Raw genomic sequence first — 17,028 nt, forward strand, 5'->3', positions numbered from 1 at the left:
AAAAAAGGTCATGACGAACACGATCAGTATGGCTTCTTTATACCGCTCATGATTTCCGTGCAAGCCTGCGGGTAGCCCGTGAGCCTCCTCGGCAAGCCTGCGGGGAGCCACTCTTCCCCCTGGAGTCTTCGTCTTGCACTCCAATCAACCGCTAGGAACAAGTAAATCGTAATGGTCATGAACCAAATCAAAAACCCGAACGATCTCAGGCAAGATCGTTCGGGTTTTACTATGACTTAAACACTCTTGTCCCAGCCTATTTCCTATTCTTCGTATTTGAGCGCCAGGGTAAGGTCGGTGGTGGTGTAAAAGTAGATTTCCTTCACTTCAAGTCTGAAAGGCTTGTCGTTCAGCTTGATGGTTTTGTTCTCGATGATCTTTTTGATGAGTTCTTTATTATCATGGGCTGTCTCCAGATTTTGATTTAGAAGACTCCTTAAATCCTGGCTCAAGGTTTCCTCTGCCCGGTGGAGGCTTAATAATTCCACCTTGGTTTTGGTCGGATTGAGGATCTTCACCCTCACTTCCTGGATCGTCAACTCGTCCTCATTCTCTTCATTCAATTCTTTATTTTCTTCCTGAAGATAAGATAAGGTGCTTGTCAGTTTATCGAGCTGTGTTTGCTGATCTAGTATTTTTTGAGTCTGCTTTTCATGCATGGAGCCATACATGAAGATGAAGATCATCCAACTGACGATGCCGCCTATGACGGCACCGGCAAAGAATCGCTGAAAGGAAGGGAGCCTGTAAAAAGGCGGGATCCTCATGAGGAGACATGCTCCTGCGTGAGCCAGCTGATGATCATGGCTCCCGTGTTGGCACCGCCGAGTGCTGCAAGAATCAGAAGGAATTGCTTGAAGAGTTCCTTTGTCTCTCCGTTCAGGAATCCTTTTTCAAAACTGTACACCGTGTCAAAGGTGCCTCCGATGGCCGCGATGATGGCCCAGATCCGGAGGAAGTTGGACAGCCTCCACATTTCGATGAAAAGGGGCTGTCCCATGGCGAATGAAGCGAGTCCGCCAAGGAGCGATCCTCCGAGAAGGACCCCCATGGCGATAAAGAAGCTTTTGAACAGTTCTGGGAAGAAAGCTTCTGTCATAACATCATCTCCCGTGCTTGTCTTTATGATATCTATATGGGATGAGGGGACAGGATATGAGGGAGAACATATTTTCTTTTTTATGTGAACATCCCTATAATGGAATTACTAAGGAATAAAGGGTGTGCAATCATGTCGTTCGTTCATTTACAGGTGGCAAGCTCCTTCAGCTTGCTTTCAAGCACGATTTCCATAAATGGACTCGTACATAAAGCGAAGGAACTCGGGTTCAAGGCCCTGGCCCTTACCGATCAAAATATGATGTATGGCGTCGTGCCATTTTATAAACAATGCCTGAAAGAAGGCATCAAGCCGATCATCGGCCTGACCGCGGATGTGGCCGTGAGCGATACGGAATCCTATCCGATGGTCCTCCTCTGTGAAAACATGCAAGGCTATCAGAACCTCATGAAAATCTCCAGCAGCATTGGGGCGAAGACCCCCGAAGGAATCCCATTGAAATGGCTCCACTCCTATCACGAAGGGCTCATTGCCATCTCACCTGGCTTGAAGGGGGAAGTAGAGAGCCTGCTTCTGGCGGATGACAAAGAACAGGCCGTGGAGAAGATCCGTTTCTATCAAGATCTCTTCGGATCGTCATCCTTTTATCTCGGTCTCCAGAATCATGGACTGCCTGAAGAAGAAAAACTGCTCTCCATGATCCTGGCCGTTGCCAACGAGACCGGGGCGGAAGTGGTGGCCCTGAATGACGTGCGCTGTCTGGAGGAAGGCGAGCATTTTGCACTGGAATGCTTGAATGCCATCCGTGACGGAGTGAAATTGGATGATGAGGAACGGGTTGTTCTGAAGAGCAGCGATTACTATTTGAAGCCGAGGGAAGCCATGGTCGACCTGTTCAGTGATGCTCCGGATGCCCTCGAAAACACGTTGAAAATCGCGGAAAGATGCAGGGTGGACATTCCCTTCCATCAGCAGCTCCTCCCGAAATATCCCCTCCCCGATGGCCACGATGCCCTATCGGAGCTGACCAGACAGTGTGAAAGCGGACTGCATAAAAAGGTCGATGATGTAACGGATCTATATCTGAACCGCCTGGATTATGAACTCAACATCATCGGGAATATGGGCTTCAGCGATTACTTCCTCATTGTGTGGGATTTCATGAAATTCTCCCGGGAAAACGGGATCCTGACGGGACCGGGAAGGGGTTCTGCTGCAGGATCACTCGTTTCCTACGCCCTTGATATCACCGATGTCGATCCCATCCGTCACGATCTTCTGTTCGAGCGGTTCCTGAACCCGGAACGTGTGACGATGCCGGATATCGACATCGACTTTCCCGATCACCGCCGTGATGAGGTGATTGACTATGTGGAAGCGAAGTACGGTAGCATGCACGTGGCCCAGATCATCACATTCGGTACATTCGCCGCCAAGGCAGCCCTGCGTGATACGGGTAGGGTGTTCGGATTGAATATGAAGGAACAGGAGCAGCTGTCGAAACTGCTTCCATCCAAACCGGGATTGACGCTTGAGGGAGCGTACCAGGATTCAAAGGCCCTTCGCGACCTCATCGGAGGCTCAGAGCTACACCGCAGGATCTTCACGGTGGCCAGGCAGATCGAGGGGCTTCCGAGGCATACATCCACCCATGCTGCAGGGGTCGTGATCAGTGACGAGCCCCTGGTGAAATGGGTTCCCATACAGGGCAGTCCGACGGGTATCCACCTCACCCAGTTCCCCATGGATACACTGGAGGAAATCGGGCTGCTCAAGATGGATTTCCTCGGCCTCAGGAATTTAAGCATACTGGAGCGGATCGTCAAGAGCATCCAGCGAAGGGGCAACCGGACATTCAGCCTGGCGTCCATTCCCGATCAGGATGAGAAGACCTTCGAATTACTCTCGGCAGGAAAGACGAGCGGGGTATTCCAGCTCGAATCGGACGGGATGAGAAGCGTGCTCACGAGACTGAAGCCGAGCGCGTTTGAAGATATCGTGGCGGTCAATGCCCTCTTCAGGCCGGGCCCGATGGAGAATATCCCGATGTTCATCAGGCGCAAGCACGGGGAAGAGGCCCCGCATTATCCTATTCCCGAGATCAAGCCGATCTTGGAAGCCACCTATGGGGTCATTGTCTACCAGGAGCAGATCATGCAGATCGCTTCGAAGATGGCTGGCTTTTCCCTCGGGGAGGCAGACCTACTGAGAAGGGCCGTATCGAAGAAGAAGAAGGAAGTGTTGGACCGGGAGAGGGAGCATTTCGTTTCAGGCGCATTGAAGAATGGATACAGTGAGTCCGCTGCCCATGATGTGTATGACCTTATCGTCCGGTTCGCAGACTATGGATTCAACCGGTCCCATGCTGTTGCCTACAGTAAGATTGCCTATCAGCTTGCCTATCTTAAAGCGCATTATCCTGCTTACTTCCTCTCCTCCCTGTTGACTGCTTCCGTCGGGAATGATGCGAAGATCGCCCACTATATCCGCGAGGCGAGGCAGACCGGGATCGAAATCCTGCCGCCGTCGATCAATTCCGGTCATTTCATGTTCCAGGTCGAAGGGGAAAACAGGATACGCTACAGCCTCGGGGCCATCAAGGGGATCGGGGCCGCTGCCCTGAAGGAGATCACAAGGGCGAGGCAGGACCGCCCATACGCGGATCTGTTCGATTTTGTCATCAGGGTATCCCTGAAAGTGATGAATCGCGGCATCCTTGAGAATTTGATCCTCGCGGGGGCCTTCGATGAATTCGGCGAAGACCGGGCCGTCCTTCTTGCGAGTCTCGATGTGGCCATCGAACATGCAGAACTCATCGGACCCGATGATGATCTATTTGCAGACGAAGAAGATTTCTTCCCCAAGCCGAAGACGGTCGAAGTGGAGGCGATGTCCCTGGACACCAAGCTGCAGTTCGAAAAGCAGGTCCTGGGACTCTACTTATCCGATCATCCCGTTTCCTCCCACCGGGGACGACTCGAAAGGCATGGGGTCCTTCCCATTGCCGATGCGAAAGCAGGAGCCAGGGTGAAGATCGGTGCATATCTGACGGCTGTGAAGACCATACGGACGAAAAAGGGAGAAGTCATGGCCTTTATTGAAATGGGGGATGAAACGGGGGATCTCGAAGGTGTGATATTCCCCAATATATATAAGAGGAATATGAATCTCCTGAAGGACGGGAAGGTCCTGATCCTCGAAGGGAATATGGAGGAGCGGAACGACCGCCTGCAGCTCATTGTGAATACGATCGGTGATGCATCAGAACTGAACGAGCCGGACGGAAAGCGTCTTTTCCTTAAAATCGGCAAAGGGGAAGATCAGGAGAGCATGCTGACACACATCAAAGGGATCGTGGCGGAACATGCGGGTGATACAGAAGTCCTGATTTACTTCGAGGAAGAGAAAAAGACGGTCAAGCTTCCCAAAGGCTTCAATCGCCGTTCCGCGGATGAAGCGATGGATTCCCTGAGAAAATTATTAGGGAATCGAAACGTCGTGTTGCAATAACGTCTTTACTTACATCTTTATTTATATTATTGTTTAATAGAAAAAGGTGGTCTGACCACTAGGGTCAAGACCACTTTCTGTCCAGCACTTATTCTTTATCATTCAAACGTTATTCAATTTCTAAAGGAGATGAAGCGATTTGTCATTAAGAGAAGAAGCCCTTCATATGCATCGTGTCAACAAGGGGAAATTGGAATCAAAGTCTAAAGTGGAAGTCCGGAATGCGGAGGACCTTAGCCTTGCGTATTCTCCAGGGGTAGCAGAGCCTTGCAAAGATATCTATGATAAACCGGAAACGGTCTATGATTATACAATGAAAGGCAATATGGTGGCCGTCGTTTCAGATGGGACCGCCGTACTCGGTCTCGGAAACATCGGACCCGAAGCAGCCCTGCCTGTCATGGAAGGGAAAGCCGTCCTGTTCAAAAGTTTTGCAGGCGTCGACGCCTTCCCGATCTGTTTGAACACGACCGATGTCGAGAAGATCATCGAAACAGTCAAACTGCTCGAGCCGACATTCGGAGGGGTCAATCTTGAGGATATCGCTGCGCCGAACTGTTTTGAAATCGAAGAGCGTTTGAAGAAAGAAACGAATATCCCGATTTTCCATGACGATCAGCATGGTACTGCCATCGTCACCGTAGCAGGTCTTGTCAATGCCCTTAAGATCGTCGGCAAGAAAATGAGTGAGATCAAGGTTGTCGCCAACGGGGCGGGAGCTGCAGGGATCGCCATCATCAAACTCCTTTATCGCTATGGGGTAAGGGATATCATCATGTGTGATTCCAAGGGTGCGATTTACGAAGGCCGCCCTGAAGGGATGAACAGCATCAAGGACGAAGTAGCGAAATTCACGAATCGTGACCGGATCGAAGGCGGCTTGAAAGAAGTCCTTCAGGATGCCGATGTCTTCATCGGTGTATCCGTTGCAGGTGCATTGACAGAGGAAATGGTGTCATCCATGAAGCAGGATCCGATCATCTTTGCCATGGCCAATCCAATTCCTGAGATCATGCCGGATCTTGCGAAAGCAGCAGGTGCCAAAGTCATCGGGACAGGCCGTTCCGATTTCCCGAATCAGGTGAATAATGTCCTTGCTTTCCCTGGGATCTTCCGCGGGGCCCTTGACGTCCGTGCGACCCATATCAACGAGAAAATGAAACAGGCGGCCGTCGAGGCCATTGCTGAACTCATCAGTGAAGACGAGCTCAATGCCGATTATGTCATCCCGGCTCCATTCGATAAACGCGTCGCTCCGGCCGTGGCTGCAGCAGTAGCGAAAGCCGCCATGGAAACAGGTGTTGCACGGTTGAAGGTGGACCCTGAAGAGATCCGTAAAAAAACGGAAGAGTTAGCGGTCATCGGGAAGGGAGAATGATGTCCGACGTGAACCCCCTGAAGTCCCATCCGAAAGTCTATATCGGGATCGTTCACCAGCTGAAGGAAATCATCTCGAATGATGGGCTCACCCCGGGCGATAAGCTGCCATCGGAAAGGGAGCTTTCCGAACGCTTGAATGTAGGGCGCTCCTCTGTGAGAGAAGCGCTCCGGGCACTCGAGCTGTTGGGACTCATCGAGACCAGGAGAGGAGAAGGGACCTTCCTCCGGGATTTCCGCGAACATCATTTGATCGATCTTCTCGGAATGTTCATCCTCGAAGATCATAAAACTCAAAATGATATTCTGCATATGAAGATCATGATTGAAAAAGAGGCCTTACGGGCCCTTTTCATTGAGAAGGAATCCTTGAAGGGGATGGCAGAGGAAGTCCAGGGCGCGGAAGATCTCTCCCTGGGTGATGTGCTCAGCGAGATCGTACGTCATGCCCCGAATCATCTGGCTCATCGGATATGGAATATATTGAATGATTACGAAACACTCATATGCGGGAAAACCCCTCTTTGTAGCGATTTGAAAAAAGACATCCTGAGCATGCTAGAGGGTATCGGGAATCAGGACAAAGAGGCTGTGCAGGAAGCTTATAAAAAAGTGCGGAATAATGTCGACGAAGAGCTGACAGTTTCCAACATCTTTTTCTGATCCAATCCAGTAAACTGATAGACAAGCAGTTTTTTCGAATGCACGAATAGAGAGATAAGGCAGTCATCTCCTGCCCGTCACTGAGTGGTGGCCAGGGGATGTCTGTAATTGGTTAAGGAGGTTTTAGCCTTGCTGAAGGAACTATTTAATAAACCGAAAAAACGGAAATACGCAACAATCCCTTCCGAAGGGGCAAAACATGATGTACCGGAAGGAATCATGACAAAATGCCCGGAATGCAAGAAGATCATGTACACGAAAGAGCTCCAGAAAAACCTCAAGGTCTGTCTCCATTGTGGGTATCACCATGGCATGAGCTCCCATGAACGGGTGGACAGCTTCATCGATGAAGGGACATTCACCGAACTCGATCGTGAGCTTGCATCCGTCAATCCACTCGGGTTCCCTGATTATCTGGAGAAACTTGATAAAGACCGTCAAAAGACAGATTTGAACGAAGCCGTGCTGACAGGAAGCGGGAAGGTGAATGGCAATGAGATCGTCCTTGCCATCATGGATTCGCGCTTCCGCATGGGAAGCATGGGATCTGTCGTCGGGGAAAAAATCACGCGGGCGGTCGAAGAAGCAGATAAGAGAAAGGTCCCATTCATCATTTTCACGGCTTCAGGTGGGGCTAGGATGCAGGAAGGGGTCCTTTCCCTCATGCAGATGGCCAAAACAAGTGTCGCCCTGAAGCGGTTCAGTGATAATGGAGGACTCTTCATCTCCATCATGACCCATCCTACCACCGGTGGGGTGTCGGCGAGCTTCGCATCCGTCGGTGACTATAACTTTGCAGAGCCGGGTGCACTCATCGGATTCGCCGGTCGCCGGATCATCGAGCAGACGATCCGCGAAGATCTTCCTGAAGACTTCCAGACGGCTGAATTCCTCTTGAAACATGGCCAGCTTGATGACGTGTTGAACAGGCTGGACCTGAAAGATAAAATCGGTACTTTAGTTGATCTACATCAGTGGGACGGTGACCTCTCATGGTAAATGAAATGGAATTTGAAAAGCCCGTATTCGAGCTGAAGAAGAAGATTTCCGAGCTGAAGGAGTTCACGAAAGACTCAGACGTGGATCTTTCCAACGAAATCGAAAAACTTGAAAACAGGCTTCAAAAGCTTGAGCAGGATATTTATGAGAATATGAAACCGTGGGAAAGGGTTCAAGTCGCCCGCCACCCGAATCGTCCCACCACCCTCGATTATATCGAGAATCTTTTCTCTGATTTCATGGAGATGCACGGTGACCGGACATATGGTGATGATGAAGCCATCGTTTCCGGAGTCGGTCGTTTCCACGGTGTGCCCGTGACCATCATCGGCCACCAGCGGGGGAAAGATACGAAGGAAAACATCAGGCGCAATTTCGGGATGCCTCATCCTGAAGGGTACCGCAAAGCGCTTCGCCTCATGAAGCAGGCCGATAAGTTCAATCGTCCGATCATCTGCTTCATTGATACAAAGGGCGCATACCCCGGTAAAGCAGCTGAGGAGAGGGGTCAAAGCGAAGCCATTGCCAGGAATCTGGTTGAAATGGCCGGTCTGACCGTCCCTGTCATCTGCATCGTCATCGGCGAAGGGGGAAGCGGTGGTGCCCTTGCACTCGGGGTCGGGAATCATATCCACATGCTGGAGAATTCCACCTACTCTGTCATCTCCCCGGAAGGCGCGGCAGCCATCCTTTGGAAGGATGCCACCCAAGCCAAAAAAGCAGCAGAATCTATGAAGATCACGGCACCGGATCTGAAGGAACTGGGCATCGTCGATGAAATCATCGAAGAAGTCAAAGGCGGGGCACATAAAGATGTCAAAACCCAATCCGAGAAGATCGAAGCCGTATTGAAACAATCCCTCAAAGAGCTGATCTCTATGTCTAAAGAGGAGCTCGTCCAGCATCGTTATGATAAATTTAAGGCAATTGGTGAGTATACTGTTTTAAATGATCGTATCGGGGTAAAATCATAAAGAATGCGGACTGACAAAGTGGATAAAGACTTTTGTCGGTCCTTTTCTCTTTCAGGATGAAATATGACATAAAAAGGGATTTTAATCGGTTTCATTTAAGTGAACATTTCGTCTTTTGCACCGAGGGGGCGGAACTAGTTGAGAACCGCTATTCTTCATGGTATTTTAGAAATAAACCTTGTATCATTGGACCATAATAAGTAGGGAGATTGGCACATTTACCATTTTCCTGAAATATGTGAAAGCATTAACAAATGCGTATGTTCTTTTTACATAGATATGCATATAACTCAAGAGGTGATTGAAGTGAAAAAGATTGGTGTACTAACAAGTGGCGGAGATTCGCCAGGGATGAACGCCGCAGTGCGCGCCGTCGTCCGTAAAGCAATTTTCATGGATGTTGAAGTTTACGGGATTTATCAAGGATATAACGGCTTGATCAACGGGAATATTCAAAAGCTTGAGCTTGGTTCCGTCGGTGATATCATCCACCGTGGGGGCACGATGCTCTACACGGCACGCTGTGAGGAGTTCAAGACGAAGGAAGGCCAGAAAAAAGGGATCGAACAGCTCGAGAAGTTCGGGATCGAAGGGCTTGTCGTCATCGGTGGAGATGGATCCTATCAAGGAGCCAAGGCCCTGACTGAGTGGGGGTATCCATGCGTGGGCGTTCCGGGTACGATCGACAACGATATCCCGGGTACGGAATATACGATCGGCTTTGATACGGCGCTGAATACGGTCATCGATGCCATCGATAAAATCCGTGATACGGCGACGTCACATGAGCGTACATTCATCATTGAAGTCATGGGACGCAATGCAGGCGATATCGCCCTTTGGTCTGGTCTTGCAGGTGGTGCGGAAACCGTCCTCATCCCTGAAGAGAAATTCGATATGGACGATGTGATCACGCGTCTGAATAAAGGCCAGGAGCGCGGAAAGAAACACAGCATCATCGTCGTGGCCGAAGGCGTCATGTCAGGTAACGAATTTGCCGACCGTTTCAAGGAAGCAACCGGCATGGATACACGCGTTTCTGTCCTCGGCCACATCCAGCGCGGTGGAACCCCGACTGCATCTGACCGTGTGCTTGCAAGCAGGCTCGGTGCCAAAGCAGTGGAGCTGCTTGTGAGTGGGAATGGCGGGCGTGCTGTCGGGATCGAAAAGAACCAGCTTGTTGATTATGATATCATTGAAGCATTGGCCAAACCACACCATATCGACCTTGAGATGTATAATCTTTCCAAAGAACTTTCTATCTAATAAAGAAGTACAAACCCAGGAGGTAACAAAATGAGAAAAACAAAAATTGTATGTACGATCGGACCTGCCAGTGAAAGCGTAGAGAAACTGTCACAGCTTATCGACGCTGGAATGAATGTAACACGCCTGAATTTCTCTCACGGTGACTTTGAAGAGCATGGACAACGGATCATCAACATCCGTGAAGCTGCTGCAAAAGCCGGCAAGAATATCGGGATCCTCCTTGATACAAAAGGACCTGAAATCCGTACGCACACAATGGAAAACGGCGGCCTTGAACTTGAAAAAGGCAAGAACATCATCGTTTCCATGAAAGAAGTCGTCGGTACACTAGACAAGTTCTCCGTTTCGTATGAAGGCTTGATCGATGATGTACATGAAGGCTCCAAAATCCTTCTTGATGATGGTTTGATCGGACTTGAAGTCACTAAGATCGATAAAGCAAACGGTGAAATTCATACGGTCATCAACAACAGCGGTGCCCTTAAAAACAAAAAAGGTGTCAACGTACCGGGCGTTTCAGTGAATCTTCCTGGAATCACTGAAAAAGATGCCAACGACATCATCTTCGGTATTGAACAGGGGATTGATTTCATCGCGGCTTCATTCGTTCGCCGTGCGTCTGACGTCCTCGAGATCCGTCAGCTCCTTGAAGAGCATAATGCAAGCCATATCCACATCATTCCTAAAATCGAAAACCAAGAGGGCGTCGATAATATCGATGAGATCCTTGAAGTATCCGACGGTTTGATGGTTGCACGTGGAGATCTTGGTGTTGAGATCCCTGCTGAAGAAGTACCACTTGTACAGAAAATGCTCATCAAGAAATGTAACGCACAAGGTAAACCGGTCATCACAGCTACTCAAATGCTTGATTCCATGCAACGCAACCCACGTCCGACACGTGCGGAAGCAAGTGACGTAGCCAATGCGATCTTCGATGGCACGGATGCCATCATGCTTTCAGGGGAAACGGCAGCAGGAAGCTATCCAGTCGAAGCCGTTCAGACTATGCACAACATCGCTTCAAGAGCGGAGCAGGCCCTTGATTCAAGCGCCATCCTGTCTGCACGCATCAAAGATTGTGAGCACAACATGACCGATGCCATCGGACAATCCGTTGCTCATACAGCCATCAACCTTGACGTGAATGCGATCGTTGCTCCTACGGAAAGCGGACATACAGCACGTATGATCTCGAAATACCGTCCGAAGGCGCCGATTGTTGCCGTCACAAGCGATGATTCCGTTACAAGGAGATTGGCACTTGTATGGGGTGTATTCCCTACCATGGGTCAAAAGGCTTCCACAACGGATGAAATGCTTCAAATGGCAGTCGATGAGAGCATGAATTCCGGTATGACTAAACATGGCGACCTGATTGTCATCACGGCTGGTGTTCCAATCGGAGAATCCGGTACAACAAACCTTATGAAGATTCACGTTGTCGGTGACATCGTAGCAAAAGGTCAAGGAATCGGACGCAAATCTGCATTCGGTAAAGCGGTCGTTGCTTCATCTGCTGAAGAAGCGGTAAGTAAGACAAAAGAAGGCTCAGTCCTCGTTACAATCGGAACGGATAAAGAAATGATGCCTGCCCTCGAGAAATGCTCAGCATTGATTGTGGAAGAAGGCGGATTGACTAGCCATGCAGCCGTAGTGGGAATCAACCTCGGCATCCCAGTGATCGTTGGAGTGGAAAACGCTACTTCATTGTTCCAGGATGGACAGGAAATCACGGTTGATGCGACTCGCGGCGTTGTTTACAACGGTCAGGCAAGCATCCTTTAATCCATCGAACGGCCGGAACCAAATGTTGGTTCCGGCCTTTTTGTATGGGTTCCGGCCAAACCTGTGCTATACTGGGTGAAACGATAAATCGTCTGGAGGAATCCATTCATGAAATACATTCTCGCTTCCCTCATCATCTTTCCGTTTGTTGAAATCAGCCTGTTGATCTGGTCGGGTCATCTGATCGGAGCTTTCCCTACCATCTCCCTTATGATCCTGACGGGAGTCCTGGGGGCGTTCCTTGCTAAGAAGCAGGGTCTCGATGCGATCCGGAAAGTCCAGCAGGATATCCAAAGCGGGCAAATGCCCGGTGGACACGTAACGGATGGCCTCTGCATTGCAGCAGGCGGCCTCCTCCTTATCCTCCCGGGATTCGTTTCGGACTTACTCGGTATCATCCTGTTGCTGCCGCCGACGCGCAGCATGGTCAAGCCTGTCCTCTTCAAGCTGTTCAGGAGATGGGGAAGGAACCGGAATGTCATCATCTATCGCTAATCGTGTAAAAGAGGCTGGGACAAACGTGTTTTAGCCATAGTAAAACCCGAATCCAATTGCTTATCGCAGGCAAATGAATTCGGGTTTTTACTTTGTTTCATGACCATCATCGTTTCCAGCGGTTGATTGGAGTGCAAGACGAGGCCAAGCAGATGTTGGGACCCCGCAGACTTGCCGGGGGGCTCACGGGTTACCCGCGGAAAGCGGATTATGGCGATATAAGGAACCGATACTGATCGTGTCCGTCAGTAGATCGTACCTTTTGAGTATGGTCCCGGCCTCTTATCATTTTTCCCCGATGATGAATCGCCAAGTGTCCTTGAACACGCCCGCCCGGTGCAGCGTCTGGCCGATGACAAGGACAATGGGGCCGACAATGAGTCCGAGGAAACCGATGAGCTTGAAGCCGACAAACAAAGCCACAAGTGTCGCAAGCGGGTCGAGTCCGATGCTTGAAGAAAGGATTTTCGGCTCCATGATCTGCCTTTGGACAATCACGACCACATAGAGGACGGATAATCCGATCCCGAGCCCCACATTCCCCGTGATGAATTCATAGGCGATCCATGGGACGAATACGACTCCTGTACCAAGATAGGGCATCAGATCCACAAGCCCCGTCACCAGTGCAATGGTGATGGCGTAATCGACTTTCAGGATCAGGAGCCCTATGAGCACCATGATGGCCGTGATGGAAATCAGGGTGAACTGTGCCCTGATAAATCCAAACAATGCCTTCTTCAAGTCGACAATGACCTTCCTGCCGCTCGTCATGGCTTTCCCGGGAATGAACCGTTCCGCTCTCGAGGATAATGTATACCAGTCCTTACTGATGAAGAAGGTGGCCAGTGCAGAGAAAATCAGGACAGTGGCAGCATTCGGGATCCACGAAACGAGCTGTGGGAGCCTCGTGAAGAAGTTTTGCAGAAAGTCCCCTGCAGAAGTGGCGATCCTCGTCCCTGCCGCCTGTATATTTTCCAAGACCGTATCCTGTTGTCCTTCGTCGAGGTTCTTGAATAAACCGGACACCTGCTCATAGAACGGCATGACTTTGCCGGCTATGACATCCTCTCCGTAATCCACGAGGGTTTCGACATGTTTAGGCAAAACTTCTGCCAGATAATTGGCTCCAGAGACAATTTCCGCAATAAGCAGGGTGATTAATCCGACAAAAGCTGATACAATCATGAGCAGGGAAAGGGTCACGGCCCAAATGCGCGGAAACCTTGCCTTTTTTTCAAGAACATTGACCAGGGGGTTCATCAAGAAGGCGATCGCAATGGCAATGACAAAAGGGTAAGCGAGTTTCCATATGTAGAACAGGGCAATGAACGCAAGGCTCACAATTGCTATGACAATGAGAAAGCGAATAAAACGATATAAATACTCCAGGTTCAACGGCATCCCTCCTAAAGCTATTCTATTCTATTTTAATCCAGGTAAGAACGGAAAGATAGTTTTCAACGCGGTTTGTTAACAGCTGTTGGTATGGTAGGATAACGTTTGAATGGAGATAGAGGGGAGGAAGGATGGCTTGTCCCAGCCTTTATTATTTTTACTGCTATTATTAGGGATCGGGTTCGTTGCCAAGAACCAATCCATCATCATTGCATCGGCCGTATTGATCATCCTCAGGGTCGTGGGAGCGGACGAGAAGATTTTCAGCACCATATCAGGAAAAGGGATCAACTGGGGTGTGACGATCATCACGATTGCCGTACTTGCCCCCATCGCCACGGGTGAGATCGGCTTCAAGGATCTTATTTCATCCATGAAGTCCCCGTATGCCTGGATTGCGTTGATATCCGGGATGGCTGTGGCCATCATTGCCAAGAATGGTTTGACCCTCCTCGAGAACGATCCCCACATCACGACGGCACTTGTGCTTGGTACCGTCATTGCCGTTGCCGTATTCAAGGGAGTCGCTGTAGGTCCCCTTATCGGAGCGGGGATTGCCTACCTTGCCATGAAGCTGTATGAAATGATTGTATAGAGAAGGTGTGAAAGCCCCATCCCATCAGGGACGGGGCTTTTTCCTATGGTGATGAGGCGTGCCACACGTGGGAAAATCGGAGTGGTTTATTTTACTAGAAAAATATTTTGTACAAATTAATGCGTTTTCATTCACAAAAGTCTGAGTATTGTTTATAATAGGAAATGTAAGCGTATCCCAAGCTCACGGATCGTCATAATATGACAAAGATGTGGCGGGGAATCATTTTTTGCTGGCTGGGTGAGCAATCGCTCATTTCACGGTCAATCGTTCTTTTAAAGATCCTGAAGCCTTTCGCACGGCGAAGGCTAGGGTTTTAAGCTCATAGGGAAATGGGTAGAAGTAATTAAACAAAGGAGAGATTATTATGACAGCGACTCGCGGATTAGAAGGAATTGTAGCTACTACGTCATCCATCAGTTCCATCATTGATGACACTCTTACATATGTAGGCTACAATATCGACGATCTAGCAAATAATGCTAGTTTCGAAGAGGTTATCTACTTATTGTGGCATCTTAAGCTTCCTACTGCAGGAGAGTTGGAAGAGCTATCCAACCTGCTTGCAGAGAATGCAGCTCTACCACCTGAGGTAATCGAGCATTTCAAGATGTACAACACGAAGGAAGTCCACCCGATGGCAGCACTCAGGACAGCGGTATCCATGCTTGGCCTGTATGATGACAAGGCTGACGTGATGGATCCACAGGAAAACTACATGAAAGCTGTGCGCCTGCAGGCGAAGATCCCGACGATCGTCACGTCATTCGCCCGCATCCGTAACGGGCAGGAACCGATTGCCCCTCGCAAGGACTTGAACTTTGCGGCGAACTTCCTGTATATGCTGAACGGCAAAACGCCTGAGCCTGTTGAAATCGAAGCGTTCAACAAAGCCCTCGTCCTTCACGCCGACCACGAATTGAATGCGTCCACCTTCACGGCCCGTGTATGCGTTGCCACTCTATCAGATGTCTATTCTGGTGTCACGGCGGCCATCGGCGCGTTGAAAGGCCCGCTTCACGGTGGTGCGAATGAACAGGTCATGAAGATGCTTACTGAAATCGGAAGCGTCGACAAAGCTGAAGAGTACGTCCTTGATAAGCTGGAGAAGAAAGAAAAAATCATGGGCTTCGGACACCGTGTCTATCGTCAAGGTGACCCTCGTGCCAAGCATCTCAAGGAAATGTCGAAGCGCCTCACCGAGTTGACGGGCCAAGGCAAATACTACGAAATCTCCGAGAAGGTGGATGCAACATTCACGTCGAAGAAGGATCTTCCACCGAACGTCGATTTCTATTCTGCTTCCGTCTATCACAGCCTAGGGATCGATCATGATCTGTTCACGCCGATCTTTGCGGTCAGCAGGGTATCGGGCTGGCTTGCACATATCCTTGAGCAATATTCCGACAATCGTCTGATCCGTCCTCGTGCCGATTATATCGGGCCTGGAAAGCAAGAATACGTACCGGTAAGCGAAAGAGGTTAATCTCCGATATTTACAAACACTCAAAATATTGGTGTAATAGTAATAGATAAAGGGAATGACATGCTCACTGCGATGGGCGTTGTTCCCTTTGATAATGAGTAAATGGAGGGTACATACATGACACAAGCTGAAAAAATCACGAATGAGAATGGCCAACTGAACGTCCCGAATCATCCGATCGTACCATTTATCGAAGGAGACGGAACAGGTCCCGACATCTGGGCTTCCTCCCAGCGCGTCCTTGATGCAGCCGTTGAAAAAGCGTACAACGGTGAGCGCAAGATCGAATGGAAAGAAGTATATGCAGGTGAAAAAGCATTCAACAAAACGGGTGAATGGTTGCCTGCAGAGACGCTTGAAGCGATCCGCGAATACTTCATCGCCATCAAAGGACCACTGACCACTCCAGTAGGAGGCGGAATCCGTTCATTGAACGTAGCACTCCGTCAAGAGCTTGATCTGTTCACATGTCTTCGCCCTGTACGCTACTTCGAAGGTGTACCTTCACCGGTGAAGCGTCCTGAAGATACGGATATGGTCATCTTCCGTGAAAACACAGAAGATATCTATGCCGGTATCGAGTATGCAAAGGGTTCTGATGAAGTGAAAAAACTGATCAGCTTCCTTCAAGATGAAATGGGCGTCAACAAGATCCGCTTCCCTGAAACATCCGGTATCGGGATCAAACCTGTATCAGAAGAAGGGACAAGCCGTCTTGTGCGCGCTGCCATCAACTATGCAATCACGGAAGGCCGCAAGTCTGTGACCCTTGTCCATAAAGGGAACATCATGAAGTTCACTGAAGGAGCCTTCAAAAACTGGGGCTACGAGCTTGCTGAGAAAGAATTCGGCGATAAAGTATTTACTTGGGCTCAATACGATAAGATCAAGGATGCTGATGGTCTTGATGCGGCAAACAAAGCACAATCCGATGCTGAAGCTGCAGGCAAAATTATCGTAAAAGATTCCATCGCGGATATCTTCCTTCAACAGATCCTTACACGTCCTGCTGAATTCGATGTTGTAGCGACCATGAACCTGAACGGTGACTACATTTCGGATGCCCTGGCTGCACAAGTCGGCGGAATCGGAATTGCTCCTGGAGCAAACATCAACTATGAATCCGGCCATGCCATATTTGAAGCAACACACGGAACTGCACCTAAATATGCAGGTCTTGATAAAGTGAATCCATCTTCTGTCATCCTATCCGGCGTTCTTCTTCTTGAGCACCTCGGTTGGAATGAAGCAGCAGATCTGATCACGAAATCAATGGAAAAAACAATCGCTTCCAAAGTCGTGACCTATGACTTTGCCCGTCTCATGGATGGAGCAACAGAAGTGAAATGTTCAGAGTTCGGTACAGCCTTGATCGACAATATGTAATACATTGACTGACAGGGGCAGGTTCTGC

Annotated in this window: 15 protein-coding genes; 11 read left to right on the plus strand and 4 right to left on the minus strand. The window is 49.5% G+C overall.

Features of this window, described 5'->3' with window-relative positions:
• Nucleotides 1-23 precede the first annotated feature (23 nt).
• From AF331_RS22260 to ytrH, 3 genes are all read right to left on the minus strand, one after another.
• Nucleotides 24-191 carry a hypothetical protein gene (locus AF331_RS22260; RefSeq protein ID WP_160316470.1) on the minus strand — a complete coding sequence of 56 codons (168 nt, stop codon included), beginning with the start codon at nucleotides 189-191 and terminating at the stop codon, nucleotides 24-26.
• Nucleotides 192-263: 72 nt separating this feature from the next.
• A complete protein-coding gene (gene ytrI / locus AF331_RS00785) occupies nucleotides 264-767 on the minus strand; it encodes a sporulation membrane protein YtrI (RefSeq protein WP_053426352.1) in 504 nt (167 codons plus the stop codon).
• The gene (gene ytrH / locus AF331_RS00790) at nucleotides 764-1,099 is read right to left on the minus strand and encodes a YtrH family sporulation protein (RefSeq protein ID WP_048006342.1); all 336 of its coding nucleotides are present in this window, start codon (nucleotides 1,097-1,099) and stop codon (nucleotides 764-766) included. Before ytrH ends, ytrI begins: the two co-directional genes overlap by 4 nt.
• A gap of 132 nt (nucleotides 1,100-1,231) precedes the next feature.
• On the opposite strand from ytrH, the gene dnaE reads away from it, so the two are divergent.
• The 8 genes from dnaE to AF331_RS00830 all read left to right on the plus strand — a co-directional run bounded on the left by dnaE (nucleotide 1,232) and on the right by AF331_RS00830 (nucleotide 12,135).
• Complete coding sequence (gene dnaE, locus AF331_RS00795; protein WP_053426353.1) at nucleotides 1,232-4,570, plus strand: DNA polymerase III subunit alpha; 3,339 nt, start codon at nucleotides 1,232-1,234, stop codon at nucleotides 4,568-4,570.
• A 139-nt stretch (nucleotides 4,571-4,709) separates the two neighbouring features.
• Nucleotides 4,710-5,948, plus strand: coding sequence for an NAD(P)-dependent malic enzyme (ystJ, locus tag AF331_RS00800; RefSeq protein WP_053426354.1), 1,239 nt, complete (start codon nucleotides 4,710-4,712; stop codon nucleotides 5,946-5,948).
• Nucleotides 5,945-6,610, plus strand: coding sequence for a FadR/GntR family transcriptional regulator (locus tag AF331_RS22985; RefSeq protein WP_152915512.1), 666 nt, complete (start codon nucleotides 5,945-5,947; stop codon nucleotides 6,608-6,610). Before ystJ ends, AF331_RS22985 begins: the two co-directional genes overlap by 4 nt.
• A 129-nt stretch (nucleotides 6,611-6,739) precedes the next feature.
• Entirely contained in the window at nucleotides 6,740-7,609 is an 870-nt protein-coding gene (gene accD / locus AF331_RS00810; RefSeq protein ID WP_053426356.1) for an acetyl-CoA carboxylase, carboxyltransferase subunit beta, read from the plus strand.
• Nucleotides 7,603-8,583 (plus strand): acetyl-CoA carboxylase carboxyl transferase subunit alpha, encoded by a 981-nt coding sequence (gene accA, locus AF331_RS00815; protein WP_053426357.1) that lies wholly within the window; start codon nucleotides 7,603-7,605, stop codon nucleotides 8,581-8,583. The genes accD and accA overlap by 7 nt, the downstream gene beginning before the upstream one ends.
• A gap of 306 nt (nucleotides 8,584-8,889) precedes the next feature.
• Complete coding sequence (pfkA, locus tag AF331_RS00820; RefSeq protein WP_053426358.1) at nucleotides 8,890-9,849, plus strand: 6-phosphofructokinase; 960 nt, start codon at nucleotides 8,890-8,892, stop codon at nucleotides 9,847-9,849.
• A gap of 30 nt (nucleotides 9,850-9,879) precedes the next feature.
• Nucleotides 9,880-11,640 (plus strand): pyruvate kinase, encoded by a 1,761-nt coding sequence (pyk, locus tag AF331_RS00825; RefSeq protein ID WP_053426359.1) that lies wholly within the window; start codon nucleotides 9,880-9,882, stop codon nucleotides 11,638-11,640.
• A gap of 108 nt (nucleotides 11,641-11,748) precedes the next feature.
• Complete coding sequence (locus tag AF331_RS00830) at nucleotides 11,749-12,135, plus strand: FxsA family protein (protein ID WP_053426360.1); 387 nt, start codon at nucleotides 11,749-11,751, stop codon at nucleotides 12,133-12,135.
• 285 nt (nucleotides 12,136-12,420) lie between these two features.
• On the opposite strand, the gene ytvI is transcribed toward AF331_RS00830, so the two are convergent.
• On the minus strand, nucleotides 12,421-13,533 hold the full coding sequence (gene ytvI / locus AF331_RS00835; RefSeq protein ID WP_053426361.1) for a sporulation integral membrane protein YtvI: 1,113 nt from the start codon (nucleotides 13,531-13,533) through the stop codon (nucleotides 12,421-12,423).
• Nucleotides 13,534-13,642: 109 nt separating this feature from the next.
• Between ytvI and AF331_RS00840 the strand changes: the two genes are divergently transcribed.
• The 3 genes from AF331_RS00840 (at nucleotide 13,643) to icd (ending at nucleotide 17,000) form a co-directional block, all read left to right on the plus strand.
• Entirely contained in the window at nucleotides 13,643-14,128 is a 486-nt protein-coding gene (locus AF331_RS00840) for a DUF441 domain-containing protein (protein WP_053426362.1), read from the plus strand.
• 367 nt (nucleotides 14,129-14,495) lie between these two features.
• Nucleotides 14,496-15,614, plus strand: coding sequence for a citrate synthase (citZ, locus tag AF331_RS00845; protein ID WP_048006332.1), 1,119 nt, complete (start codon nucleotides 14,496-14,498; stop codon nucleotides 15,612-15,614).
• A 117-nt stretch (nucleotides 15,615-15,731) separates the two neighbouring features.
• Nucleotides 15,732-17,000, plus strand: coding sequence for an NADP-dependent isocitrate dehydrogenase (icd, locus tag AF331_RS00850; protein ID WP_053426363.1), 1,269 nt, complete (start codon nucleotides 15,732-15,734; stop codon nucleotides 16,998-17,000).
• Nucleotides 17,001-17,028: the final 28 nt, after the last annotated feature.

Origin of the sequence: Rossellomorea marisflavi, assembly GCF_001274775.1 — a bacterium.
GTDB classification, from domain to species: Bacteria; Bacillota; Bacilli; order Bacillales; family Bacillaceae_B; genus Rossellomorea; species Rossellomorea marisflavi.